The sequence below is a fragment of the Klebsiella sp. CSG-1 genome (genome assembly GCF_056521145.1).
The window spans coordinates 21,985-47,826 of sequence record NZ_JBWNLD010000019.1 but is presented as its reverse complement, the minus strand read 5'-3'; the positions used below and the strand labels follow the sequence as shown (position 1 = coordinate 47,826).

General features: G+C 49.0%; 22 protein-coding genes and 3 pseudogenes. 8 read left to right on the top strand and 17 right to left on the bottom strand.

The features are described 5' to 3' along the window. Nucleotides 1–353 precede the first annotated feature (353 nt). From AC007G_RS26805 to AC007G_RS26795, 3 genes are all read left to right on the top strand, one after another. The gene (locus AC007G_RS26805; RefSeq protein ID WP_142394567.1) at nt 354–476 is read left to right on the top strand and encodes a small membrane protein; all 123 of its coding nucleotides are present in this window, start codon (nt 354–356) and stop codon (nt 474–476) included. Nucleotides 477–767: 291 nt separating this feature from the next. Continuing rightward, on the top strand, nt 768–1,403 hold the full coding sequence (locus tag AC007G_RS26800; RefSeq protein ID WP_071993388.1) for a hypothetical protein: 636 nt from the start codon (nt 768–770) through the stop codon (nt 1,401–1,403). Nucleotides 1,404–1,753: 350 nt separating this feature from the next. Beyond that, nucleotides 1,754–2,176 carry a helix-turn-helix transcriptional regulator gene (locus AC007G_RS26795; RefSeq protein WP_128206210.1) on the top strand — a complete coding sequence of 141 codons (423 nt, stop codon included), beginning with the start codon at nt 1,754–1,756 and terminating at the stop codon, nt 2,174–2,176. Between the two features lie 505 nt (nt 2,177–2,681). Here the strand turns inward: AC007G_RS26795 and AC007G_RS26790 are convergent. Then, complete coding sequence (locus AC007G_RS26790; RefSeq protein ID WP_032693952.1) at nt 2,682–2,939, bottom strand: hypothetical protein; 258 nt, start codon at nt 2,937–2,939, stop codon at nt 2,682–2,684. 477 nt (nt 2,940–3,416) lie between these two features. Here AC007G_RS26790 and AC007G_RS26785 point away from each other — a divergent pair. Together AC007G_RS26785 and AC007G_RS26780 are read left to right on the top strand one after the other, a co-directional pair. Beyond that, nucleotides 3,417–4,142, top strand: a pseudogene (locus tag AC007G_RS26785) (CSS-motif domain-containing protein); the annotation flags it as partial. A gap of 18 nt (nt 4,143–4,160) precedes the next feature. Next, nucleotides 4,161–4,997, top strand: coding sequence for an EAL domain-containing protein (locus AC007G_RS26780; protein ID WP_032693954.1), 837 nt, complete (start codon nt 4,161–4,163; stop codon nt 4,995–4,997). Between the two features lie 787 nt (nt 4,998–5,784). Here the strand turns inward: AC007G_RS26780 and AC007G_RS26775 are convergent. From AC007G_RS26775 to AC007G_RS26730, 10 genes are all read right to left on the bottom strand, one after another. Beyond that, nucleotides 5,785–6,905, bottom strand: a protein-coding gene (locus AC007G_RS26775) for an IS3 family transposase (protein WP_148673437.1) whose coding sequence is annotated in 2 segments (ribosomal slippage) — nt 5,785–6,647 and nt 6,647–6,905 — 1,122 coding nt in all. Because the reading frame shifts where the segments join, the coding sequence is not laid out codon by codon here. A gap of 337 nt (nt 6,906–7,242) precedes the next feature. After that, the gene (locus tag AC007G_RS26770; RefSeq protein ID WP_032693956.1) at nt 7,243–8,976 is read right to left on the bottom strand and encodes a nitrilase-related carbon-nitrogen hydrolase; all 1,734 of its coding nucleotides are present in this window, start codon (nt 8,974–8,976) and stop codon (nt 7,243–7,245) included. A 50-nt stretch (nt 8,977–9,026) separates the two neighbouring features. Then, nucleotides 9,027–9,668: an ANTAR domain-containing response regulator gene (locus AC007G_RS26765; protein ID WP_032430981.1), complete on the bottom strand. Its 642-nt coding sequence runs from the start codon at nt 9,666–9,668 to the stop codon at nt 9,027–9,029. Then, a complete protein-coding gene (locus AC007G_RS26760) occupies nt 9,652–10,824 on the bottom strand; it encodes a transporter substrate-binding domain-containing protein (RefSeq protein ID WP_032693957.1) in 1,173 nt (390 codons plus the stop codon). The genes AC007G_RS26765 and AC007G_RS26760 overlap by 17 nt, the downstream gene beginning before the upstream one ends. A 95-nt stretch (nt 10,825–10,919) precedes the next feature. After that, the gene (locus tag AC007G_RS26755; RefSeq protein ID WP_023328877.1) at nt 10,920–11,906 is read right to left on the bottom strand and encodes an acetamidase/formamidase family protein; all 987 of its coding nucleotides are present in this window, start codon (nt 11,904–11,906) and stop codon (nt 10,920–10,922) included. A 32-nt stretch (nt 11,907–11,938) separates the two neighbouring features. Then, on the bottom strand, nt 11,939–12,658 hold the full coding sequence (locus AC007G_RS26750; protein ID WP_032693958.1) for an ABC transporter ATP-binding protein: 720 nt from the start codon (nt 12,656–12,658) through the stop codon (nt 11,939–11,941). Then, nucleotides 12,655–13,389, bottom strand: a complete 735-nt coding sequence (locus AC007G_RS26745; RefSeq protein WP_032693959.1) for an ABC transporter ATP-binding protein — start codon at nt 13,387–13,389, stop codon at nt 12,655–12,657. The genes AC007G_RS26750 and AC007G_RS26745 overlap by 4 nt, the downstream gene beginning before the upstream one ends. Continuing rightward, nucleotides 13,386–14,447, bottom strand: coding sequence for an ABC transporter permease subunit (locus tag AC007G_RS26740; RefSeq protein WP_032693961.1), 1,062 nt, complete (start codon nt 14,445–14,447; stop codon nt 13,386–13,388). The genes AC007G_RS26745 and AC007G_RS26740 overlap by 4 nt, the downstream gene beginning before the upstream one ends. A 9-nt stretch (nt 14,448–14,456) precedes the next feature. Then, complete coding sequence (locus AC007G_RS26735; RefSeq protein ID WP_023328873.1) at nt 14,457–15,326, bottom strand: ABC transporter permease subunit; 870 nt, start codon at nt 15,324–15,326, stop codon at nt 14,457–14,459. Between the two features lie 96 nt (nt 15,327–15,422). Continuing rightward, nucleotides 15,423–16,643: an urea ABC transporter substrate-binding protein gene (locus AC007G_RS26730; RefSeq protein WP_032694000.1), complete on the bottom strand. Its 1,221-nt coding sequence runs from the start codon at nt 16,641–16,643 to the stop codon at nt 15,423–15,425. Between the two features lie 508 nt (nt 16,644–17,151). Here AC007G_RS26730 and AC007G_RS26725 point away from each other — a divergent pair. Then, nucleotides 17,152–18,299 (top strand): annotated as a pseudogene (locus AC007G_RS26725) (IS3 family transposase). 138 nt (nt 18,300–18,437) lie between these two features. On the opposite strand, the gene AC007G_RS26720 reads toward AC007G_RS26725, so the two are convergent. From AC007G_RS26720 to umuD, 5 genes are all read right to left on the bottom strand, one after another. Beyond that, nucleotides 18,438–18,614, bottom strand: coding sequence for a hypothetical protein (locus tag AC007G_RS26720; RefSeq protein WP_158657247.1), 177 nt, complete (start codon nt 18,612–18,614; stop codon nt 18,438–18,440). Between the two features lie 3 nt (nt 18,615–18,617). Next, on the bottom strand, nt 18,618–18,905 hold the full coding sequence (locus AC007G_RS26715; protein WP_032693963.1) for a type II toxin-antitoxin system RelE family toxin: 288 nt from the start codon (nt 18,903–18,905) through the stop codon (nt 18,618–18,620). Continuing rightward, a complete protein-coding gene (locus AC007G_RS26710; protein WP_032693964.1) occupies nt 18,902–19,153 on the bottom strand; it encodes a type II toxin-antitoxin system Phd/YefM family antitoxin in 252 nt (83 codons plus the stop codon). The genes AC007G_RS26715 and AC007G_RS26710 overlap by 4 nt, the downstream gene beginning before the upstream one ends. A 166-nt stretch (nt 19,154–19,319) precedes the next feature. Then, on the bottom strand, nt 19,320–20,594 hold the full coding sequence (locus AC007G_RS26705; protein WP_032693965.1) for a Y-family DNA polymerase: 1,275 nt from the start codon (nt 20,592–20,594) through the stop codon (nt 19,320–19,322). After that, on the bottom strand, nt 20,594–21,019 hold the full coding sequence (gene umuD, locus AC007G_RS26700; protein ID WP_032693966.1) for a translesion error-prone DNA polymerase V autoproteolytic subunit: 426 nt from the start codon (nt 21,017–21,019) through the stop codon (nt 20,594–20,596). Before umuD ends, AC007G_RS26705 begins: the two co-directional genes overlap by 1 nt. 209 nt (nt 21,020–21,228) lie before the next feature. Between umuD and AC007G_RS26695 the strand changes: the two genes are divergently transcribed. After that, on the top strand, nt 21,229–21,459 hold the full coding sequence (locus AC007G_RS26695) for a hypothetical protein (protein WP_032693967.1): 231 nt from the start codon (nt 21,229–21,231) through the stop codon (nt 21,457–21,459). 887 nt (nt 21,460–22,346) lie between these two features. Further along, a pseudogene (locus AC007G_RS26690) lies at nt 22,347–22,694 on the top strand (DNA methyltransferase); the annotation flags it as partial. A gap of 35 nt (nt 22,695–22,729) precedes the next feature. Here AC007G_RS26690 and AC007G_RS26685 read toward each other — a convergent pair. Continuing rightward, the gene (locus AC007G_RS26685; protein ID WP_479466732.1) at nt 22,730–25,696 is read right to left on the bottom strand and encodes a Tn3-like element ISPa38 family transposase; all 2,967 of its coding nucleotides are present in this window, start codon (nt 25,694–25,696) and stop codon (nt 22,730–22,732) included. Nucleotides 25,697–25,842 lie beyond the last annotated feature (146 nt).

Genomic DNA, 25,842 nt, shown 5'->3' with positions numbered 1-25,842 from the left:
TCATGCACCATGACGCTGAATGGATAAGAATCAAATTATCTATTCATGCCCTGAATTACTCAGAAAGTATTACCAGATAGTGAAAAGTATTATTTTTTTATAACAGAACAGTAACTATCACCGCAATGATTTTGATAAAAATGATATTTTATAGCTTGCATAGGGCATATTTAGCCCATCTGAGAAAAATTTAGACTGGCTGGTTGTTTTTTAGCCAAATGATTTTGAATAGTGAAATAATTATCACATTTCATTCCACAGGCAATAGGATTTTTCTTACTCCTGTTGTATATTACCCCCGCTGTGTATTTTGAAAAACAACAACATCTACAACATCATCATGTGAGGATAAAATGGAAACTCTGTTTTTCCTGGGGGTTGCTATCGTTCTTTTCGTTGTTTCAATTGTATCCCTGTGCTCATACATAAGAGACAGAAGGAGAATCAAAAGGGCATTCATAAGTAAAAGAAGATAACCCGCAAGACATGAATAAGGTGGTAAGGATTAATTCAGCCACTGCATCTTTAATAATAACAAAAACCAATAAAATCAAGGATTGAATTAAGAAACCAAAACTCTAATCAACCACTTCGGGTTTATAACGATCAGCATAATTTTTTATATCGATGACATCTGTTGCAGTAAATTTAAAATAAATTATTTGCAATTTTAACATTCTTTTTATAATGATTAGGCTTCTATCGATTATGTGTTTTTAATAGGCAACACTCGCCTATAGTTACGCTGGAGAAGGATATTACATAGTATGCCAGATATCGGTAAATCTGGACGTAGAATGTCTGCGTTACAGAAAAGAATACTCATTGTACTTGCCGCTTTGGATGAGCGTAAGCATATGCCAGTAGCCACTAAGGATATTGAACGAGTGCTAGCACAAGGAGGGGAAAAACCGGTATATGGTTCAAACTTAAGAGCTGCATGCAGAAAGCTCGAAGAAGCAGGATTTCTCAATACACTGAGAGCACGGAATTTGCAACTTGCTGTAGAACTAACTGAAACGGGTAAACTTATAGCACAGCCTTTACTTGAGAAGGAGAAGAATGATGAGCTGGATAAAAAAAGGATTAGAGAGTGTCATGTATTACCCCACACCATGGCTTCATGGAGCGAAGTTGCGCATAGTATCGAGATAGATGGAAAAACATATTCTGTATTTCGCTGTGCATACGTAATTCGTTTGAATAAAACAAACTGTCTACAATTATGGACTAGTACCAGGAAAATAGTGAAACTTGAAGGAGACGCATTACAAATTGGCGAATGGTATCAGAAATGTTACGATGCAGGAATACATTGTCACATTCAAATTAATGAAGGCGAATGCTTAAGCGAAAGGAGTGTGGAGTATCTCAATTTCAAACATGGTTTATTCACTAAATAGGTCATGTAATCGATTACGTATTGATGAGGACATTATTTGGATTACATGGATGTTTCATTCGACGACGACCTTCTGGAATCAGTGATAATTCATCAAAAGGATTATCTGGCTGTAAATAGTAAAATCCAATAACCTTGGCAACGAATCATTTCGAAAGATGTTTGAAGTAAAAGTATCAGTCATTACTAAGAATGCTTTCATTTATGAAGCAATAATTAACATTTTTAAAAAAAATAGCAATCCCGCACATTCAATTCATAATCAAAAAAAATGATAACTACCTGCTCGGTAAAGATGTTGTGTTTTATGAGACCGTGTCGGGTGAATTATTCTTACCTAATGCCAAATTTATGAAATGTAAACCAGCCAGGATTTTGTTTATATTGCATGATTATACTGATGGCTTTTGTTTTGATGATGTAAAACGATTTGAGAATAACACTTTTACTTTCTCAATGAAAAATAATACTGTTGAGCAACTAATGATTACTATCAAACATGGTTTGATAAATTACACACATTCGCAATCTTGTTCCATTCAGGAAGAAAAGATTGAAAAACGTGTACGCATTAATTTATCTAAAAAACAGTCAAAAATTACTATTCAACTGGCGAATGGACTAGATCTTAAGACAATATCTTCACTAAACAAAGTTACTGTCAATACTATAAAATATCATATAAAAGAAATAAAGAAAAAGATGAAACTGGCTAGCACATATGAGTTGTATCAATTCGCGCATATGTTAAAATCCCTCACGGACTCGACCTAATATCCCTTTTTAATTGTTAACACAGGTATTTTTATGTTATTCTATGTTGTTTTATCTATTTCGCTGGTTTTATTATATGGGATGATAATAAAATATAAAGTGAAATCAAGGAAATCACAGGGCACTGTAAAAAAGCCTATGGCAATCAGGAATAATAGAAATCTAAAGTAGATTCAAAGAGAATAGCTTTCGGGTATAAATGTAGTTATTCCGTCTTCAGTAAGTTAATGATAAATACTTTACCTCATGTTATACAGGACGAGTTGTTCTCACTTTTATCTAATGTGTCTTTATATCTAAAACTGAAGTCATTGATTCCAGACAGGGCGCGATGACGGTAGTTATCCCGTCTTGTCATTGCACAAGAATACTGAAAATCTACGGCCAATCCGACTGACCAGAATAATCAGAATTATTATTGCACAACAAATTTTCTTTTCCTCACTTCACTGATTCTGACGTGCGTTAAGTAAAAACTGAGAAGATCTGCCAAATAATATATGATCTAATGTAGCTCTATATTATTTTTCCCGGAAATTAGCTGCAACAGATATATTCTGTCTTTCTCAATGAGAGCTGGAAATGTATCGCCAGTAGCTGCCAGCAGAGACCATACTTCCAGGATGGCATAGGCCTTGGTATATTCAAGTGCGAAACCTAACGCTTCCAGAGAACCTGCTCTGCGAATATGTTCACATATTGCATTTTCACATACTCGTGTCAAGGCTTCATAGCTGAGCGAAAAATCATATTTTTTATCCATCTTAAGCTATCTCCACCCAAATGCAGATATCTGGTTACACATTGTAATGCGAAACATTATCAATAATAACCCGATTATAACATAATCTTTCGTTTTGTAATGCCGGCACCACACAACATTTTACTCTGTTTTTTTAAAAAAAAGAGTACCTTTGTTTTGGTGCACACCTTAGGCAGCGATCGCCCAGCAAAAAATCAATATTCGTTCTATAATAGCGAGTAAAAAACCGCATTACATGCATTGCTTAAAAGTTGCGCAATAAATCTGGAGCCTTCACAAGGCTATTAATAACGCATGAATTATCTCTGTAAATCATAACCAGTATCTATCCGAACCATGTCACATTATTTGATTCATACCCGTGATGAGTAAGGCAAGAATAGGTATACTGGAATAGTATGTTCAGTGCCAGCTAATCGGTCAGTGAAGTTGGCGAAAATATAGCTTTATATCTTTTCAATTTGAGGGGAGATCTGCATGGTTAGTCGTAAGCTGGAACGTTTGATTAGCCCTGGAAAGTGGATACATAATCTATCAGTCCTCTCTTTATCGATTCTTTCAGCTGGTATATTTTTTTTTGTATTATCTGAGAGCGTAGCTTACCTGATTTTTCGGGATAAAATTAAAGACTATACTTCCGATGTGCTTGTTCGCTCTGAATCGCTCCTAGTTCAGACTGAAACTGTCAAGACTGCTGCAAAGTCACATGTGAATATAGGAGACAGTCCATGTACTAATGAAAATATCCTACATCTTCGGGTTGTAGTATGGCCCTATCCGTTGATTAAAGATGTTGGCTACATCATAAAAGGAGAATTAGCCTGTAGTGCTCTGTGGGGGAGTTTACGTCCCACCTTAAGTCTGGAACATTTTGATAAAAAATGGCCTTCGCGGGAAGGAGTGTGGCTTTTTGGTATTAAGCTTATGGATGATATATCCGTCAATGGATATATTTCTGAAGGTATTATGGTGACCCTATCACCATTTGTCTTCAGACGATTCGAAACTGATATGTATTCAAAAAACTTTAGCGCTGTTGTCGGAAATAGTAAGCATGACAGGCATTACTTCAATATAGGACCTGATGCTCCTCTTCTTGATCGGCATGATAGCGTTCCACTAAGGTTTAGAGTGTTTAGGGCATGTAGCCTACATTATGATCTCTGTGTTGCAGGAGGTGGGTATTTTACGGGGATATTTTCAGAGCACTGGAGCATACAAATGTTATTAGTAACAGTGTCACTACTTTCCGGTTTAATGATTTATATTCTCATTATGAACAGAGCAGAACTCAATAGTTCACTATCTGCAAGGTTTGTAAAGGCTTTGAAAAATGAAGCCCTGTCGCTGGTCTATCAACCTATTTACAGAATTGAAGACGGACAGATCTGCGGATTTGAGGCCTTGCTCAGATGGAAAGATGAAAGACTCGGGAATATTAGCCCTGAAGTATTTATACCGCTTTCTGAAAGGGAAGGGTTGCAGGAGGATGTGACTTTATTCGTCATTAACCATGCTATCCGAGAATTTATCCATACTGCTATTCAGAATGAAATATTTTTGAGCGTAAACATTAATCCAAGCGATCTTGACTCAGAAAAATTCAGGGATAAACTACTAGGATTAATTTCTGAATATAACATCCCATATAAAACAATCCTTCTTGAAATTACGGAGCGTCAAGGAGGGGATTTTGAAGGTATGAAAATTCACATTGATAAATATAAAAATCATGGTGTCAGGTTTGCCATCGATGACTTTGGGACAGGATATTCTAATCTTAATCTGGTAGCTGCGCTTGATGTAGATGAAATAAAAATAGACAAATCGCTAACTAGTGCTATTGGTACTGAATCTTTACGATATGATCTTCTTCCCGGACTGCATGAGATGTTCCGCTCCATTGCAGATAAGATTGTGTTTGAGGGTGTAGAGACTCAGGAGCAGGTGAACTATCTGAAGACGTTCTGGCCACAGAGTTATGCTCAGGGCTGGTATTACTCCAGAGCGCTTCCGCTGGAAGAAGCGAGAAAACTTACCATCCGGGAATTGAACTGACCGGCACTTTCAGCGCAAACACTCAGCAATTGCTTGCCGATCAGCTGGTAGAAATTGAAGGGCAGTGTAATCACCTGCTGCTGGCGCAGGGGAAAGCGTTACTGAAAAGTCGTTCTGAACTGCTTAAATAACAGAGAAACCAGGATGTGATTTGATGCAAAAACACGGAACACCGAATGTAATATTTACTGAGATGAGCGAGCTTTGTCTCATAGTACAGAGGAGTCGGGGCTGCCAGTATCCGGTAGACAGCATTATTCGTCTGCAACATAACTCTGCTGGTTGCTGCGGATAACTACTCAGCGCCTTCCAGAGATGGCATTGATGAAAGTAGTAGAAAAAACCTGGAATCTTTGAAGATGTGTCCCTACCTCAGGGGGCTGGAGTGCCATCTGGCCCTAATTCAGCACAGTGCTGCAGATATGTGTTATGTACAAGTAGACACTGTCTTGAAAATCAGAAGTCGTTGAGGGTTGAATGCAATTCCAATATTTGCTTCAGCAGATACCGAGGACCGCTATCTATTGCATCTAGTGAATAGGAAGCCGTTTCCATTTTTCTCTAAAGCAACTGGTGTTGACATCCTGAATTCCTTCAAAGCTCCGTGTGTCGTCATTTCTCCGGGCATAACGCAAATCCGTTACTAGCCTGTGCGCATTGTGAAGCTTTTTAACGACTTCCTTGATGAGTCGAAAATTAGAAGATCGATGGCTGTCATTAACTTCAGGGAGAAGTTTCTTTGCCAGCAGTAGACTGGCTGACCTGCCCCCAGAGTTAGATACAACCTTCAGTTAGTAATGTCGGTTGGTTTTTCTTCATATTTCCCGTTTCGCCAGCCCGCTGCAAATTCAGCCGGCGTCAGGTAATTCAGTGATGAATGTGGTCGACACTCGTTATAATCCAGTCGCCAGTCATTAATGATCTTCCTAGCGTGAACAATATCGCTGAACCAGTGCTCATTCAGGCATTCATCACGAAAGCGTCCGTTAAAACTCTCAATAAATCCGTTCTGCGTTGGCCTGCCCGGCTGGATTAAACGCAGCTCCACACCATGCTCATAAGCCCACTGGTCAAGTGCTCTGCAGGTAAATTCCGGCCCCTGGTCAGTTCTTATCGTAGCCGGATAGCCGCGAAACAGCGCAATGCTGTCCAGAATACGCGTGACCGGAACGCCTGAAATCCCGAAGGCGGCGGTAATTGTCAGACACTCCTTCGTGAAGCCGTCCACGCAGGTCAGGCACTTGATCCTGCGGCCTGTGGCCAGTGCGTCCATGACGAAATCCATTGACCAGGTCAGATTGGGCGCCATCGGGCGGAGCAGCGGCAGACGTTCTGTTGCCAGCCCTTTACGACGTCGTCTGTGTTTTACACTCAGGCCATTAAGTTGATAGATGCGGTAAACCCGCTTGTGGTTAACGCAAAGACCTTCACGTCGCAGAATCTGCCAGATACGCCGGTAACCAAAACGGCGGCGTTCAAGTGCCAGCTCTGTGATGCGTAGAGACAGCTGCGCGTCAGCAGCCGGACGCTGAGTTGAATAACGGCAGGTTGACAGGGACAGACCTGCCAGCCTGCAGGCACGTCGTTGCGACAGACCCTTATCCTCGCACATGACTTCCACGGCTTCCTGCTTCTGGTCTGTCGTCAGTACTTTCGCCCAAGAGCCACCTGAAGCGCCTCCTTATCCAGCATGGCTTCAGCAAGCAGCTTCTTGAGTCTGGCGTTCTCTTCCTCAAGCGACTTCAGGCGCTTAACCTCAGGCACCTCCATACCGCCATACTTCTTACGCCATGTGTAAAACGTGGCATCTGAAATGGCGTGCTTACGGCAGAGCTCACGGGCAGAAACGCCGGCTTCGGCCTCGCGAAGAATACAGATGATCTGTTCGTCGGAAAAACGCTTCTTCATGGGGATGTCCTCATGTGACTGATGAAGACATTACTAACATCGCGGTGTATTAATCAACGGGGAGCAGGTCACTGTCATACAAACCGCCATGCATAAGGTACTGCATAAAATGACAGATTTTTTTAATGCTAGCAATACACCACCGAACAAACAATAATGACAATATATTGTTTTTACTATAAAAAATAATATTATCGCGGATGTTATTGAACGCTATTATGGCGGACTACGCTTCCGCCCAATCTAAACCCCAGACTAGTTAATAGTCTGGGGTTTTTCATTGCTTCTCATCGGTGATGAAGGGCGCAATTATTAACCCGGGTTGTAACGAAAGGGCTTAATACAGCAGCGGTTTATAGTGATGGGGTTGGCGCATGGCAACCAGATCTTTACGCCGTACCACATTGGTTGGATAAGGGCTGTCAGCAAGAGAGCGTGTGTCGACGATTTGTGTTGTGACCAGCGTTTCCTGCCAAAGCAGCCGTTCTTGCCGTGGAAAAGTGAAGGTTTCTGGTCCGAAGATTCCGCTAAATCCTCCCGCCCCATCTATACCATCAAGTGCATTAGCAAAAACCAGATAAAGATTGTTTTCTCCCGCACGGGTTCTGAATAAGTGCCAATGCAGCGGATCGGCCCCTGTTGGGATAGGGAAATTCTGTGTCACAGAGCTGCCCGCGTGGGCGGCGGTAAATCCTGCCGAAAGCGCAGCAGAACACGCAATAATATCGCATCCCATTAAAGCGAGAATTCGTGCTGATTCGGGAAACAGGGCATCGTGACCTGACAACAATCCAATTCTGCCAAGCGCGGTATCAAACACTCGCCAGTGTTCTCCCGCGCTGGCCCATTTTTGGCTTTCCTGCGAAAGATGGATTTGCCTGTAACTGCCGATTATCCCTTCTGGCCCAAACAGCATCTGTGCAATGTAGTTTTTATCATGTTGCTTTTCTGCCATTCCGACCACAAGGTAGACTCTTAGCTGTATAGCCAGGCGAGCCAGCGTCTGCACTGCCGGGCTTTCTAACGTTTGAGCATGAGCCGCATTGTCGTAATGACCTGTCAAGGCTAATTCAGGGAAGACGATCAGCTCGCTACCTTGCTCCAAAACAGCTTCTTTTGTCATGGCGATTATCGCCGCCAGATTATCTTCAACCTGCTCACTGGGAGATAACTGCGCCACGGTGATACGGCTCTGCTTGCCTGGGGGGAGTGGCAGATGTCCATACAGCCCAAAGAAATCCTGCGGGTTCCATAAAAAACTGTCGCTTAATAGTAAGTGATAATAATCAGGACGGCGTTGATAAAAAACCGGCTCCCCTAATACCTGGCGCAGGCGGCTACGGTTGATATCTATTTCGGCATACGCTATCCCATTACCGTTATCGACCACTGCGGCAATGTTGCCATCAGGCTCAATAATACAACTACCGCCGCTAAACTGAACTCCACGTTCTAGTCCCCAGCGGTTACTCTCCAGCAGATAACAACCGTTTTCCATTGCCCGGCTAATCCAGTAGGGCGCGGGGGTGCGTTCTGCCAACCAGTTGCTGATGTGACAAATGACGTCAACACCGTCCAGGGCCAGCAAGCGGGCTGTTTCAGGGAAGTGAATATCCATGCAAACCAGCATACCAATGCGTCCTAGCGGAGTATCGAAGACTTGATGTCCAGTATCGCCCGCCGCAGCCCATTTGGGTTCTGAAATATAGGGGTGGGTTTTACGATGACAACCGATAACACCCTCAGGCCCAATTAATACGGCGCTGTTGTAATACAGCGATGTATTGGGGTCGAGTTCAGGCATTCCCAAAACGATATAGCATTGATAATGTTGCGCTAACTCAGCAAAAAGTGCTGTACTCTCGCCAGGGACGGTTTCTACCATCGGAGCAATCTCCTGCCGGTCAAACCAACAGTATCCCGTTGTTGCCATTTCCGGGGTTGTAATCAAGCGTGCACCTTTCTGTGCCGCCTGTTCAACCAATATAAGTAATTGACGTAAATTGGCTTCTTTGGCAAACATTAAGGGTTCGAATTGAATTGCGGCTGCAAGATAAGGGGCTATCGGCATGATGATCCTCACGATTAATAAATGCGATATTCAGGGAGCCCAGGTAAGGCTTACTTCATTTTTCCGGATGCTGGCGCCCCGGGCGTAGTCCAGGAGAAAATGTCATTGGCCTGTATTAACGAACATGAGATCTCTTCGACAGTAATACGTTTGTCCATAGCCTGATGGCGCAGAATCTCATAAGCCTGTTCTTCGCCAATGCTGTGCATTCTCATCAGGATGGCTTTAGCTTCACTAACCTGACGGATACCGAGCATTTTTTTCTCCAGTCGTTCTATTCGATCGCTCATCTGCCGTTGTTGTTGAGCATGGTGCAAAGCAAACACCATCGCAGAGAGTAAGCCTGAAGAGCGAATTGGAGTTGTTATCGTGGCTCCCGCACCCATGCTGATGGTTTGATCGATAAACGTTGGATTTTCATAGGCGATAACCGCGATAAGGACATGTTTACTCAGATTAAGCCACGACACGTCTGGTTCTGGGTTATCTGACTGTAATGCATAGAAAATCAGGTCCGTATCAGCGGGAAGTCGTTCAGGAATAGGCCAGAAGGCCTGAACCTTAAATCCCATGCGGCGTAAATGATTAGTGAGTGTTGCACCGTCATCATCATCGGGGTGTAACACTACGCAACGAATCCCCCGACTCAGTAATATGGCTGTTGTGCTAAGTCTGCTATCGTGAGGGCGCATATGGATACCCCACAGTTGTTAGCTTCGTTACCCAATCGCCCTGAATCTGATTGGTCATATAGGGATCGGGATCGACAATACGGCGAGACTCCTGGACAATCGTAAATTGCCCATTTTCATTTGCCATACCAATGCGCGGATATAGCCCGGTATGCTGATTAAGCTGATCAATACGAATACGCCCCTGGGGAGCATCAAACTGGCTACCCCCCAGCGCGGTTGATAACGGGTAGATATGATCACTACCACACTCGGCCATGGCTTTTGCAAAAAGGTGTACCTGGCTGTACGTGGCCTCCCAATTCATGTCCGTACTCATTTCCGGTCCGAATTGCTTACGGAATTGTTTGAGTGCGGATTGATTTGCCTTGGTGTTAATACTTTGAAAATAGGGGGCGGAAGTAAAATGCCCCTTTGCGGCCTCCGCGCCCATAATGGCAATCTCAGTTTCTGAGGTATTTAAGCTACCAATAGGCATACGCGCAGGATCTAAACCTGCAGCCTTATAAGCCTGATACAGGAAAGGAACGGTCTGCCCGACAACAGTGCTGAAAATAAAATCTGGCTGCTTTTTCATGACCTCATCAATAATAGGTAGAAAAGCTTCATAGGGTGCATTCAAATCAAGATAACGCTCACCAATAACTGCTCCGTCATGCCGTTGCAGAATTAATTCCTGCATGTTGCGGTTACATTCGTAGGGATAAATATAACGGGAACCAATCAAATAAACCCGTGCCCCAAACTGAGCCGCGAGGTAGTCAGCCAGCTGTACACAATTCTGATTAGGCGCGGCACCGCCATAGAAAATATTTTCTGAAAACTCAAAGCCCTCATACAGTTGCGAATAAAACAGCAACCGACGATATTTTTCAACAATCGGTGACATCGCTTTTCGGCTGCTGGAGGTATAGCCGCCAAAAATCACATTTACTTCATGTTCGGTAATTAATTCCTCGGCCATGGCACGAAACAGTACATCGTCAGATTGCGGATCCAAATGAATTGCATTGAGTGGTCTGCCGTTGATGCCGCCATTTTGATTAATTTCGGCAATAGCCTGGGTTGCTCCGCGCCATTGTGACAACTCTTGTGCCGCCGTCACTCCGCTGAAGGAGTAAAGTAAACCAATATTGATGGGTGTATCTGGCCCCATATGCACCTGCTTAGGCTGTTAAAAATAGCGATTGTTTGAACTTACACATTACCCCGATCTACATCGGGGTAATATTCACCAGTTAGTTATTCCTACTAAACTAACAGGTTTTTGTTCAGCATCGCGCCAACGGTGTATTTGGGGTCGACCATGTTGCCCAGCCGCACTTTGCCGCATTGACTCAGAAGCATGTAGGCATCCCATTGTTCGAAGCCAAAGTCTTCTACCAGCCAGTAAATTAAGTCGCGATATGCAATTCGCGTCGCATCCTCCAGCGGACGTGCACTGCCAATACTCATAATATTTTCGGCATTCTCCATTCGTGGCCAGGAAAGCTGCCAGTTCTTGATCAAATCGACTTTGATGGTGGTGATTGAGGCAAACTCTACTGCGGTCCCGCAAATCTCACCATCACCCTGACAAGCATGGGCATCACCAATAAACAGGCGGCCTCCAGGCGCACGTACCGGCAGATAGGTAATACTCCCTGGTCCTATATCCGGCACATCCATATTCCCGCCGTGATTGTCTGGCGTCAGTGAATTGATTGAGTCAATTTCTGGCGATACGCTCAAGGTGCCAATATGGGGTTTATAGGGAAGTGTATGGCGTTTGCTCCAGTAGACCTTTTCACTGTCGAGTTTAATCATACGCACCTTTTCTGGCAGCGGATCATTGAGCATGGCCGTCAGGTCGGTCCCGGTCAGTCCGCCAAAATGCGGAATCATGGCGCAGATGCCGTAGGGATCAACGCCCCGGGGCAACATGGATTCGATATAGACAGCGAGCACATCACCTTTCTCCGCGCCATTGACCATGATCGGTCCGTTTTGTGGGTTGAGAAAGGGCATTTTGAGCAACTGGCTCGGAATATCCTGTTCCGAATTGATAGCACCTTCAAAAGCATCTCGAGTGTCGACAATAATCCGGTCACCGGGTTCGATGGTCAGGACGGGTGTGGAATAAGGGCCAATGGTGTAATGAAACTCTTTTTGCATTTCTTCCGTCAGGTGATGTGTTACCGGTTTACGCCCGGCACCAACACCGCGTTTGGCCATAATGGATTCTTCCAACCATTTCATATGTTATTCTCCACGTAATTTATAGCGTTTGGTTACAGAGCCAGATGACGACGCATTAAAAGATCATCAGAGAGCTGTTGTTGGGTCAGCGTTTCTACAACCAGGCCTTTATCCATTACCGCACAGCGCTGTGCGGCCCGCTGGATCATCGCAATATCCTGCTCGACCAGGATCACGGCCACATGGAGTTCTCGGGCGATGCGTACCAGGGTATCGGCAATGATATTGACGATAGAAGGTTGGACACCTTCGGACGGTTCATCCAGCAGCAGGACCTTTGGTGAGCCCACCAGGGCTCTGGCAATCGCCAATTGCTGTTGCTCACCGCCACTCATAGTTCCGGCTTTTTGCTTGAGCCTTTGCCGCAATATGGGGAAGTAATCCAGTACCCGATCCAGCATCTCTTTTGCAAATTCGCGATGTTCACGGACAAATTGCATTCCGACTTGCAGATTCTCCGACACTGTCAGCCCGGTAAAAACTTCACGCCCTTGCGGGACGTAGCCAATGCCTAAACGAGCGCGGCGCTGCGGTGAGGCCTGAGTAATATCAATTTCGCCCAATAAAATTTGGCCTTGCTTTGCCGGAACAACGCCAATTAATGTGCGCATCAATGTGGTTTTGCCTACGCCATTGCGGCCAATCAAACCCAATACCTCGGCTGCATGTAGTTGCAGTGTTACGCCATTGAGAACTTGCCCACCGCCATAGCCACCGGCCAGCTCCTGCATTTGTAAAACAATGTTAGTCATACGGTTTTCCCCAAATAGATGTCTGCTACATCCTCGCGAGCCAGCACTTCGCCGGCATTGCCGTCTGCAAAAACTTTCCCTCCATGAAGGACCGTGACCTGTGAAGCAATTTGCCGGACAAATGTCATATCATGCTCCACCACCAGTAATGTCAGACCGTCATGTTGCATTTGCTTAATTAACTCGCCAGTCAGGTAGGTTTCATCAATTGACAAGCCTGCGACTGGCTCATCGAGCATGAGTAACGTTGGTTGCAGCGACACCGCCATAGCAATTTCTAGCCACTGTTTTTTGCCGTGGGATAGATTAGCCGCGAGTTGACGACATTCAGCGGTAAGCTTAAAACGCTCTAATAACTCATCCACACTGACTGCCTGTGAGCGAACTTCCGGGCGTAAATGGCTGAGAGATAATTGCAAATGTTGCGCAACTGTCAGTTCAGGAAAGATCCCGGGAATTTGAAACTTAATGCTCATTCCCATTTGAATACGCTGAAAAGGCGCTAAGGTATTTATCCGCTGATTGAAAAAGTGGATATCTCCATTACTGGGTACATGCTCGCCAGTGAGTAATTTGAAAAAGGTACTTTTGCCGGCACCATTTGGGCCAATAACACATCGCACTTCGCCACGACGTATTTGTAAATCAACTTGATTGATAACTTGAGCACCACCGAAGTGTTTGCTTAATCCCCGTGTTTTGAGGATCGGTTCCTGCGAGACCTGATTCATAGCGAGTCCTCCTTTTTCCGGCGTGAGGAGAGCAAGCGGGTGATGCTCTCAGCCAGCCAGGATAAAAGTCCGTTGGGCGCCGCTAATACCACTAACAGCAAGATGGCGCCCAGTAGAATCAAGGCATATTCGCTGCCATAAACAGCTAACCATTGGGATAGCCACACCAGGATGGCCGTAATGATCACCGTGCCAAAAATGTTTTTCCGCCCAGCGGTGGCAACCCAGATGACCGGCATTGCAGCGGCGGATAAACCCATTGATGACGGGGTAATATATGATCCCCACAGGGTATAAAGTGCTCCGGACAGGCCAGAAAGTACGCCTCCCAGCACAAACACCAGTAATTGGTAACGGCGGATATCAATGCCGAGCATCTCTGCCCGATGAGGATTTTCACGAATTGAGGCTAACGTCAGGCCAAAATTGGAGCGTAACAACGTCCTCACCCCCCAATAAACACCCGCGAGCAGCAAGATAATCAGGTAATAAAAGCCATTGTCTTCCAGTGGCAAGTCACCGTTAACCCATGGTATGGACAAGGGGGGCATCCCTGACATACCGTTGAAACCATTCAAACGCGCACTGCCGATAGCCCATTGTGGACCTGCAGTTTGTGACATAAAGGTTTCCAGGACCAGAGTGCAGGACAGGGTTACGATACCAACAAAAATACCGGTTACCCCGCCGTAAAACATCAGGTAACCCAGTGCCGCAGCCGCTGCAGCGGCAAGCAGCAATGCGACAATTAAACCGGACCAGGTAGAGAGCACGCCAGCGCCGAAGTTTAATGTCATCACACCATAGGCGTAACCCGCCAGACCAAAGAACGCCGTTTGGCCGAAAGATAAAATACCGCCATGTCCCCACATCGCTGCTAATCCGATGGCACCGAAGGTCCAGAGAAGAAAGTAGGAAAAGTCACCGATCGTGGTGCTATCGACCACTAACGGTAGCAAGAGAGCACCAGCTAAAATTAACAATGTCGCCAGCCAGCTCGAGGATTGTCTGTGTTTCTTCATACCATTCGCCGATAAATTAAGAAAGGTTGTTGTCACATTCAGCTCCTAGCGGTTACGGGTAAACAGGCTGCCAACACCATTCGGTAGTACGCGAATAACCAGTACGGCGGTGACCAGTAAGCCAATTTGGCCAGCAAGTTGCCCATACCAGGAATTTAACCCGGTCTGTATTGCGCCCAGGGCAATTGCGGCAGGAATAGTGCCAACCAAGACATTTGCGCCGCCCACGACGACCGAAACAAAGGCCTGGATAATAAAGCTGCTCCCCATGGTAGGGACGGCAGTCAACGTTGGGGCATAAATAGCCCCGGCCAGCCCGGCCAATCCAGCACCCAGCGCGAAAGTTAAGGTATAAATACGGTCAGTTTCTAACCCCAGGCAGGAGGCCATACGGGCATTTTGAATAGTCGCTCTGGCACAGACTCCGTAGTTGGTGTGGAAAAACAGCCAATAGAGCATCATTAATATAGCGATGGCGAAGAAAGGCAGCAGTGCACGGTAAGTCGCAAAAGAATATTCGCCGAGAGTGAAAGAGCCGAAAGGTGTTGAGAGCCCTTCCAGTGATGGACCGGCGATGAGTAACATGCTTTGTTGCACAATCAGGCTAATAGCCCAGGTTGCGACTACCGAGTCATAAAGACGCCCATAAAGATGGCGCACGATGAGACGCTCGATGACTCCGCCGAAGAATGCCGCGGCTAATGTACCGCACAGCATGGCGAACGGAAGCGGCAAACCCGATTTGTTCATCAGTATGGTGACATAGGCACCGCACATAATGAATTCACCGTGTGCCAGATTTATCACCCCCATCATGCCGAAGATAACCGCCAGCCCCAATGCTGCCAGCACCAGATAAGCGAAGTTATCGCCAAACTGATAAATCACTGAGTAAATAAAAGAAAGCGCTAACATCGTTGGCAATCCCCGGTGTCCTGATTGACACGATTTAAAATGGATATAACAGGGAAGTTCCCGGTACTCGAGCACTTCCCTGGCACGTGGTTTGATTTACGATTTTTTAGGTGGTGATGATGGGGTGTACTGGCTGTGGTCCGGTTTTACCGGCAAATTACAGCCAGCTTCTCCTAGCCAGTAAGGTTTGATATTTTCCCATACCTTAGGTATCTCGACAGAATGATCATCTTTTACATGGGCCAGATAGATGGTATGGCTCAAATGGTGACTTTTGGGATCAATACATACTTTTCCGGACGGTCCATCAGTACAGATATCACCACTTTCCAGCGATTTACGAACAGCATCCATATTAGTCGTGCCGGCTTTCTCTACTGCCGCTTTGTAAAGATAAACCGCATCATAAGCATTAGCAGCTTCCTGATTGATGTAGGATTCATTCGGGAATTTGGCATGGTAGCGTTGTTTGAAGTCATTACTGGCCGGGCTGTCTACTTCTTCTATGTAATTAGTCGTGACATACATGTCTTTCAGCGCCGGGGCTTTAAAGCGTTTATGCTCATAAGCCTGGCCAACGTTGACGGAGCTCGCCATTGGTAAATTTAGTTTTGCCGCCGCTTGTTGCTCATAATAGGAAGATTGATTCGCCCCAACCAATAATGTCATCACAAAATCGGGCTTGGCTTTCTGGATATTTTGAATCGTTTGACCAAATTGCGAGACGCTCAGTGGGATAAACTCTTCACCCACCATGGTACCACCATTATCTTTCACAATTTTGCGGACCCATTCGGCCGATATTTGCCCGAAATTATAATCGGCAGCAATGGTATAAACTTTTTTACCATACTTCGCCATCATCCATGGAATTAATGTAGAAAATTGTTGTTCAGGAACCGCGCCAGTGACGAAAACATTAGAGTCACACACGCCACCTTCATACTGATTGTTATACCAGTAAAGCTGTTTTTCACGATCCATAATCGGCCGGATAGCCTCACGCGAGGCGCTGGAAAATGCCCCAAAAATCACATCCACTTTATCGTTTTTAATCAGACGACGGGCCATTTGTTGAAAACGCGTGTTGTCGGATTGCGTATCGTATTGTATTAAATCAACTTTTCTCCCGAGTATTCCGCCTTTAGCATTAATCTCGTCTATTGCAAGCTCAGTCGCATGAATTTTAGGAATAACCGGTAAAGCAAAATTACCTGAAGCATCTTCCAGTAAACCAATTTTTATTGGTTGTTCTGCCGCGGTTGCCATTCCTGAAGTGGTTACGGTAAATACAGTAGCAATTGCGATTGATAGCATGCTGTAATGACATTTTATTCTGGACATAAGTACCCCTGGTTCAGTTAATAGATAGACCTGAAAAAAAGCCAAAAAAAAGCCCAGCAAAGTCAAATGACATTGCGAGGGCTCTATTGCCATAACCACAAGCCGACAACGTTGGCGTTCTTGCGGAGAAGTCAGCATCACTATAGTAATTATTTCTGAGCATTGTCAACTAGTAATTTCCAATAAAAATAAAGTGGCGTCTGGAAAGTATTGCACTAACTCGGGGCAGGCAGTTGCACAACAATAGCCCATGAGAACACGCGTGCTAACTGTGCATATATCATAGAGAAACAGCTATATTATCGCGCGAAGATTTGAGAGATTAACAATAAAGGGTTAATAAATTGCACCAATAAGGTATTTAACACCCATTGGGAGTCTGGCTATAATTATTGCTGCTAAAATGGATACCGCCTATTGAATCGCCACGGGTTTAACAGACACCTCAGAGTCATTTAAGATGGCTTAAAGAGAGGTGCCCATGAGCGGTAAGCGTTATCCCGAAGAGTTTAAAATTGAAGCAGTCAAACAGGTTGTTGATCGCGGTTATTCTGTTGCCAGCGTTGCAACACGTCTCGATATCACCACCCACAGCCTTTATGCCTGGATAAAGAAGTACGGTCCGGATTCTTCCACTAATAAAGAACAGTCAGATGCTCAGGCCGAGATCCGCCGTCTCCAGAAAGAGCTGAAACGGGTTACCGACGAACGGGACATATTAAAAAAAGCTGCGGCGTACTTCGCAAAGCTGTCCGACTGAGGTACGCCTTTATCCGTGACAACTCCTGTTGCTGGCCTGTTCGCCTGCTCTGTCGGGTGCTGGATGTTCATCCCAGTGGTTTTTACGCCTGGCTTCAGCAGCCGCATTCACAACGCCATCAGGCAGACCGGAGACTGACAGGACAGATTAAACAGTTCTGGCTGGAATCGGGATGCGTCTATGGTTATCGCAAAATCCATCTGGATCTGCGTGACAGCGGGCAACAGTGCGGAGTAAACAGAGTCTGGAGACTGATGAAACGTGTCGGAATAAAGGCTCAGGTCGGATACCGAAGCCCGCGGGCACGTAAAGGCGAGGCCAGTATCGTGTCACCCAACAGGCTCCAGCGACAGTTCAATCCGGATGCTCCTGATGAGCGTTGGGTAACGGACATAACCTACATCAGGACCCACGAAGGCTGGCTGTATCTTGCCGTTGTTGTTGATCTGTTCTCACGCAAAATTATCGGCTGGTCCATGCAATCCCGGATGACAAAGGACATTGTCCTGAACGCACTGCTGATGGCTGTATGGCGGCGTAATCCCGAAAAACAGGTGCTGGTTCATTCGGATCAGGGCAGTCAGTACACAAGCCATGAGTAGCAGTCGTTCCTGAAATCACACGGCCTGGAGGGTAGCATAAGCCGTCGCGGTAACTGCCATGATAATGCGGTTGCAGAAAGTTTTTTCCAGTTGTTGAAACGTGAACGGATAAAGAAAAAGATCTACGGAACGCGAGAAGAAGCCCGCAGTGATATTTTTGATTACATCGAAATGTTTTATAACAGTAAGCGTCGGCATGGTTCTAGCGAACAGATGTCACCGACAGAATATGAAAAACAGTATTATCAACGGCTCGGAAGTGTCTAGATTATCCGTGGCGATTCATACTTTCCCTTCCCACGGAGCCACTACAACAAGCATCTGCTGCCGCTGTTTATTCGGTTAAGCAGACGCTTTTCTGTAATTTCTTTCAGTTCAATGTAGCTGATACTTAACTTTTCTACATCACACATTTTTTGCCTCGGTTTTTAAAATATTTGACAAAACAGTGGGGCCCGGTTTTTTGAACGATGGATTCTTTTTCTTTACAGGGAAAGCTGCATGAGCAGTCCAGAGTTCATCGGTGAATAGTTTTTTCTGGTTTGTATTGGTTTTTTGTTCAGTTTTTTTGTTATTTCTCATGTATTACCTCATCCGTTCGCTGGCCAGATTGTACACGTCACTACGTTCACGCTTTCCGACAGCCACAACAGCAATAATCAGTTGATCATCTATTACCTGATAGACCAGACGAAAGCCTGACGCGCGAAGTTTAATTTTATAGCAGTCCTTTATCCCTCTCAGCTTTGCTGAGGGGATATGTGGTTCGTCACAGCACTTCTTCAGCTTCTTCGCAAACTGTTGCTGAATGGCCTTATCCAGCTTTTGCCATTCCTTCAGCGCATCTTCCCTGAATTTGACCGTATAAGTCATAGATACGTGTCCAGATCCACGTCAAGCAGCCGCTGGTTACTGCGTTCTGAAACCAGCTTTGCCAGTTCCTGATCATCCAGGGCATCGAGCATCTTCTCGTAAAGCTCTGCCGGGATGCAGTAAAAAGCGGGCTGATTACGGTTCAGAATAGCGACCGGGAAGCCGTCGCCGGCACTGACCGTCGCCATCGGGTTTTTTTTAAGTTCGCTGATGCTCGCGCTTGTGTCACTCAGAATAATGTTGGGCATAGTGCACCTTTAAGACTTGTTAACAGGTCTCAAATATAGCCCTCACATGACCAGTTAACAAGTCTTTTAAACGGTAGGTGTGCAAAATATCCGGAGGGCGAGGGTACTGGTGCTCGTACCCATCCTGGTAGCCATGCAAGCCAGACCCGGGCTGAGCCACTCCGGGTTAAAACCTGGCGACCGGTAACTCTTTCCAGCGGGTTGTATATGCCGGTGACAACATATCCCGCTTCATCTGCCACTCAGGAGCAATACCTCTGCCGGCAAACCAGATCTTCCCAAGCCCTGAGTGATTAATGCCATCGAGGACTTTCATCAGAGCATCACTGTGCGGCCGCGGCTGTATCTCATCGAACAGGTTCAGCTGAGAGACCCCGTTGGGACAGAAATCGTTCAGCATGACTCCCGCTTTTGCGTAGCGGTGACCAGGTACCCAGATCCTGTCCAGTACGTTAACTGCAGCGGCGATAATATCCCGGGAGTCTCGCGTTGGCGTACTCAGTTTTTCCGTCGAGATATTCCCGTAGTACGGCTCTTTGACGGCGAATGGCGAAGTTTTGATGAAGGCTGAGATATGCCGGCAGTACTGTCGTTCACCACGCAGCTTTTCTGCTGCCCGCTCAGCATACTGACATATGGCCTGGCGGAGCTCATCATAGGTGGTGATCCGCTGCCCGAAGCTGCGACTGCAGACGATCTGCTGTTTGGGCGGCGGTGCTTCCTCCAGCGAAATACAGCTCTCTCCGTTCAGCTCCCGGACAGTTCGCTCGAGCACAACGTTAAAGTTCTTCCGGATAAACGTCGGGTTAGTCAGCGACAGCTGCAGGGCTGTTGTGATCCCCATCGCCTTCAGTTTCTTCGCTATCCGGTTTCCCACCCCCCAGATCTCCTCCACCGGCTGCAGGCTGAGTAATTTTGCTGTCCTGCCAGGATTATCTGGCGACAGCGCCAGCACTCCCCGGAACTGTGGCCATTCTTTCGATGCCCACTGTGCCGATTTCGCCAGTGTCTTTGTGGCGCCGAAACCGACACCGATTGTGAGCCCCGTACCATTCAGGACGTGCCCGCGCAGCTGCCTGCCAAATTCTTCCAGATCCATACAGTGGCCAATGCCCCGGGCATCGAGGAAACACTCATCAATAGAATACTGCTCAACACGGGGAGATAACTCTTCAAGCAGGGCAACCACGCGGTTACTTAGACTCGCATAAAGCTCATAATTACTTGAAAATACGAACAGTTTTTCCGGGAATTGTACGTCTTTCAGCTGGAACCACGGCGTACCCATTTTTATGCCCAATCGCCGTTTGGCCTCTGGGCTTCTGGCGATCACGCAGCCGTCGTTATTACTCAGGCAAATGACGGGTTTTCCTCTTAAATCCGGGCGAAATACTTTCTCGCAGCTGGCATAGAATGAGTTGACATCGGCCAGAGCGAACATCAGTCCGTGCCCCGTGTTTTGTGAATAAACGCGGTGACCACGCCAAAAATCTGGAGCGTCTCCGGGTCCGGATACAGGACAGGGTAAGCCGGATTCATCGCCTGCAGGGCAGGGCGGGGGGTCAGCAGAAGGCGTTTAACCGTGAACTCCCCCTCAATCTCGGCAATGACGATATCGCCATGCCGGGGTTTTTCCGCTTTATCAACGACCATCAGGTCACCGGAGTAAAGACCGATATCCGTCATGGAGTTTCCGATGGCCCGGACAAAATAGGTCGAATGGCGCCGGCGAATGCAGTATTCGTTGAGGTCCAGCTCCGATTCGGTGTAGTCCGCGGCCGGAGAGGGGAAACCGGCCGCACACCGTTCAGTGAAAAGCGGCAGGGTGAGTGTTCCGGGGTTGAGTGCTGCAGGTGTGAATTCCACCGTTTCGCTCCTTATTACTGTATTTATATACAGTAATTATTTTATCTGCAGCGCTTTTTTGCAAGCCTCTTTCACATCGAAATCGCTAAGGCTCTGCTGCCAGAGCGAAAACAGGCCGTGGTTGCAGAAAGAGAGTCCCGGGCCCCTTTGACCCGGATATGCTGTAATATACTGATATCATCTGGTTTTCATCCCTTCAGGAGATACTCATGTCACCAGGCTTCAGAAATGTGCTCCGGTTCGCCGGCGTGCCCGTGGACAGCGCTGAACCTGTCCGCAGAAAATATGGCAGTCGCATGATTGGGATTGTGACGCTCTGCCTGCTCCCGCTCCTGGTGTTCGACGTCCCGCAGTGGGTTTTCATTTTATCGCAGATTATCTGGGGGGCGGGCGTATATATCGGCCTGTCCGTGGCCGGGGATAACTCCCGGAATCGCTGATGCTTTGTTTTTGATTGTACAAAAAAAGAACAGGTTTGGTGGCGCCTGTCTTCCCGTGCCTCTCAGGCTTCTGCCTTCAGGTTATCAAATTGCGCGTAAAACCTCGCCCAATGCGGACGGGGATATAAGCGCGGTAATTGCGTAACACTCACTGGCCTTCTTACATAATTAGCCACAGCCTTAAGCCCTGCGTTTGTGGACAGGTATTCTGATGATCCTTCCTTCGCACGCTGCCAGTGTTCTGCGTCCGGCTGTTCACGGGACGGTCGGCTTTTCCGCTCCGGCCCGGCGCCGCTGGTATTTTGCGCCAGTCCCTCGCCATTCTAAGGATCGGCCTTCAAGCCGCTTTCGCGGCATAGCCTCGCCGTCGAAACGACTGACGGCTGCGGTATTCCACGGTCGGCATTGACCCGTTACCGGCCGCGGCGTACAGGCACCGGTATGCCTGATGCTCCTTTACTGTGTGATGAGTGGGGCAATGACTGGCGGGATATCACTCGCTGACCTGTTCCTGACCGGGCACCTGGTCCGGTTTTTCGCTTTCTCATGCCATCGCCTTTTCAGGCTCCGCTTTTATCCGCGACCGCCATGCGGCGCGGGGGATGAACCTGCCACCCGCTGCCAGTGTCTCGCGTCCGGTCTGATACGGGACGGGCGGTTTTTCCGCTCCGGCCCGGCGCCGCTGGTATTTTGCGCCAGCCCCTCGCCACGTTAAGGAACGCCCTTCAAGCCGCTTTCGCGGCATATCCTTGCCGCCATAAAAACTGACGGCTGCGGTATTCCACGGTCGGCCTGACCCGTGACCGGACGCGATGAACAGGCAGCGTGCGGCAGGGAACGGTATCGCGGTGATGCCTCCTGCCCCCTCTGACTACAGGAGTGCTGCCATGTCCAGATTCATTCTCGGAAACTGTATTGATGTGATGCGCGGATTCCCCGACCGCGCAGTTGATCTCATTGTGACCGATCCGCCTTACCTGGTCGGTTTTAAGGACCGTTCCGGACGGGCTATTGCCGGGGATGTGACGGACGAATGGCTGCAACCGGCCACGCTGGAGATGTACCGCGTCCTCAAAAAAGACGCGCTGATGGTCAGTTTCTATGGCTGGAACCGCGTCGATCGTTTTATGGCGGCATGGAAAGCGGCAGGATTCTACGCCGTGGGTCAGATTGTGTTCACCAAAACCTATGCCTCCAACCGCCGTAACGCTAAGGTCAGGCGCGGATTCGTGGACTAGGGGTCGTCTCAGAAAACGGAAAATAAAGCACGCTAAGCCGGTTGCAGCGGCCGTAGCGGCCTGAACTTGCCCGCGCCGATCTTGGCGCTGCTGCGCCAGAGGTAATCGCCGGTCAGGTTGATGTGCTCCCAGCCGAGCGGCGACAGGTACTGCAACAGGCCGTCATCGACGGCTTGACCGTGGCCACGCAAGGCGTTCGCGGCCCGCTCCAGATAGACCGTGTTCCATAGCACGATGGCCGCCGTCACCAGGTTGAGGCCGCTGGCCCGGTAGCGCTGCTGCTCGAAGCTGCGGTCGCGGATTTCCCCCAGGCGGTTGAAGAACACGGCGCGGGCCAGCGCGTTGCGCGCCTCGCCTTTGTTCAGCCCGGCATGCACGCGGCGGCGCAGCTCGACGCTTTGCAGCCAGTCCAGGATGAACAGTGTGCGCTCGATGCGTCCCAGCTCACGCAGGGCGACGGCCAGGCCGTTCTGGCGCGGGTAGCTGCCAAGCTTCCTGAGCATCAGCGAGGCCGTCGCCGTGCCCTGCTTGATCGAGGTGGCCATCCGCAGGATTTCATCCCAATGGGCGCGGACGTGCTTGATGTTGAGCGTGCCGCCGATCATCGGTTTCAACGCCTCGTAGGTGGCATCGCCCTTCGGGATGTAGAGCTTGGTGTCGCCCAGGTCACGAATGCGCGGGGCGAAGCGGAAGCCCAGCAGGTGCATCAACGCGAAGACGTGGTCCGTGAACCCTGCCGTGTCGGTGTAGTGCTCCTCGATCCGCAGGTCGGATTCGTGATACAGCAGGCCGTCGAGCACGTAGGTCGAGTCGCGCACGCCGACGTTCACGACCTTGGTGTGGAACGGCGCGTACTGGTCGGAGATATGGGTGTAGAACGTCCGCCCTGGGCTGCTGCCGTATTTCGGATTGATGTGGCCGGTGCTCTCGGCCTTGCTGCCGGTGCGGAAGTTCTGGCCGTCCGACGATGACGTGGTGCCGTCGCCCCAATGCTCGGCGAAGGGATGTCGGAACTGCGCGTTGACCAGCTCGGCCAGTGCCGCCCCGTAGGTTTCGTCGCGGATGTGCCAGGCTTGCAGCCAGGCCAGCTTGGCGTAGGTCGTGCCGGGGCACGATTCCGCCATCTTGGTCAGGCCCAGGTTGATCGCGTCGGCGAGGATCGTGGTCAGCAACAGGTTTTTGTCCTTGGCCAGGTCGCCTGACTTCAGGTGGGCGAAGTGCCGGGTGAAGCCCGTCCATTCGTCTACCTCCAGCAGCAATTCGGTGATCTTGACGTGCGGTAGGATCATCGCCGTCTGGTCGATCAGGGCCTGTGCGGTATCGGGCACCGCCGCATCGAGCGGCGTGATCTTCAGGCCCGACTCCGTGATGATGGCGTCCGGCAGCTCGTTGGCCAGCGCCATGCGGTTGACGGTGGCGAGCTGCGTTTCCAGCAGCGTCAGCCGGTCATGCAGGTACTGGTCGCAATCGATGGCCACGGCCAGCGGCAATTCGCTGGCCTGCTTGAGGCTGGCGAATTTCGCGGGCGGCACCAGGTAGTCCTCGAAGTCCTTGAACTGGCGCGAGCCTTGCACCCAGATGTCGCCGGAGCGCAGCGCGTTCTTCAGCTCCGACAGCGCGCACAGTTCGTAGTAGCGCCGGTCGATGCCGGTGTCGGTCATCACCAGCTTCTGCCAGCGCGGCTTGATGAACTCGGTCGGCGCGTCGGTGGGCACCTTGCGGGCGTTGTCGCTGTTCATGCTGCGCAGCACCTCGATGGCGTCGAGTACGTCCTTGGCGGCGGGCGCGGCCCGCAACTTGAGCACGTCGAGAAATTCCGGCGCGTAGCGGCGCAGCGTGGCGTAGCTCTCGCCGATGCGGTGCAGGAAATCGAAGTCCTCGGGTTGCGCGAGCCGCTGCGCTTCGGTGACGCTCTCGGCGAAAGCATCCCAGGACATGACGGCCTCGATGGCGGCGAACGGATCGCGGCCCGCTTGCTTGGCCTCGATCAGCGCCTGGCCGATGCGCCCGAACAGCCGCACCTTGGCATTGATCGCCTTGCCGGATGCCTGGAACTGCTGCTGATGCTTGTTCTTGGCGGCATTGAACAGCTTGCCCAGGATGCGGTCATGCAGGTCGATGATTTCGTCGGTGACGGTGGCCATGCCCTCGATGGCGAGCGCCACCAGGGTCGCGTAACGCCGCTGCGGCTCGAACTTCGCCAGGTCGGCGGGCGTCATCTGGCCGCCCTCGCGGGCGATCTTGAGCAGCCGGTTCTGGTGAACCAGCCGCTCGATGCCGGAGGGCAGGTCGAGCGCCTGCCACGCCTTGAGGCGTTCGATGTGTTCCAGCATGTGCCGCGAGTTCGGTTTGACCGGGGATTGCCGCAGCCAGGCCAGCCACGTCGTCTTGCCGTTGTCGCGGCGCTTGAGCAGATCGTCGAGGCGACGGCGATGCACGTCCGTCAGCGGCTCAGCCAAGGCGTCGTAGAGACGCCGGTTGGCGCGGGTAATCGCTTCGGCGCTCGCCCGCTCGACGGCGTTGAGGGCGGGCACAATGACCGACTGCCGCCGCAGGTGCTCGATCAAGGCTCTGGCCAGCACGATGCCCTTGTCGGTTTGCATGGCCAGCTCGGTCAGCAACTGGACAGCCTGCCGGTAGTGGCCAATCGTGAACGGCTGGAAGCCGAACACCGTTTGCAGCTCGACCAGGTGCTCGCGTCGGGTCTGCTCACGCTGCCCGTACTCGTCCCAGCTTTCGATGCCGACCTTGAGCTGGTTGGCGACCAGTCTCAGCAATGGCGGGAACGGTGGCTCATCAGCGCCAAGGATGACGCCGGGAAAGCGCAGGTAGCAGAGCTGCACCGCGAAGCCCAGCCGATTGGCCGGGCCGCGCCGCTGCCGGATGATGGAGAGGTCGCTTTCGCTGAACGTGTAGTGACGGATCAACTCATCCTTGGTGTCCGGCAACGCCAGCAGGCTTTCGCGCTCGGCGGCGGAGAGGATCGAACGGCGGGGCATGCGGTTTCCTTCTTCTTGAAAACGTAGGTTTGTGACAAGCCCGCCAAGGCAACCGGCGCGGCACGGGAATCAAGGCATTGCGATTCTCGAAAATAGTTCTTGAAATTCTATTCTTGATTGCATATCATCTCAACGAGTTTCGATAA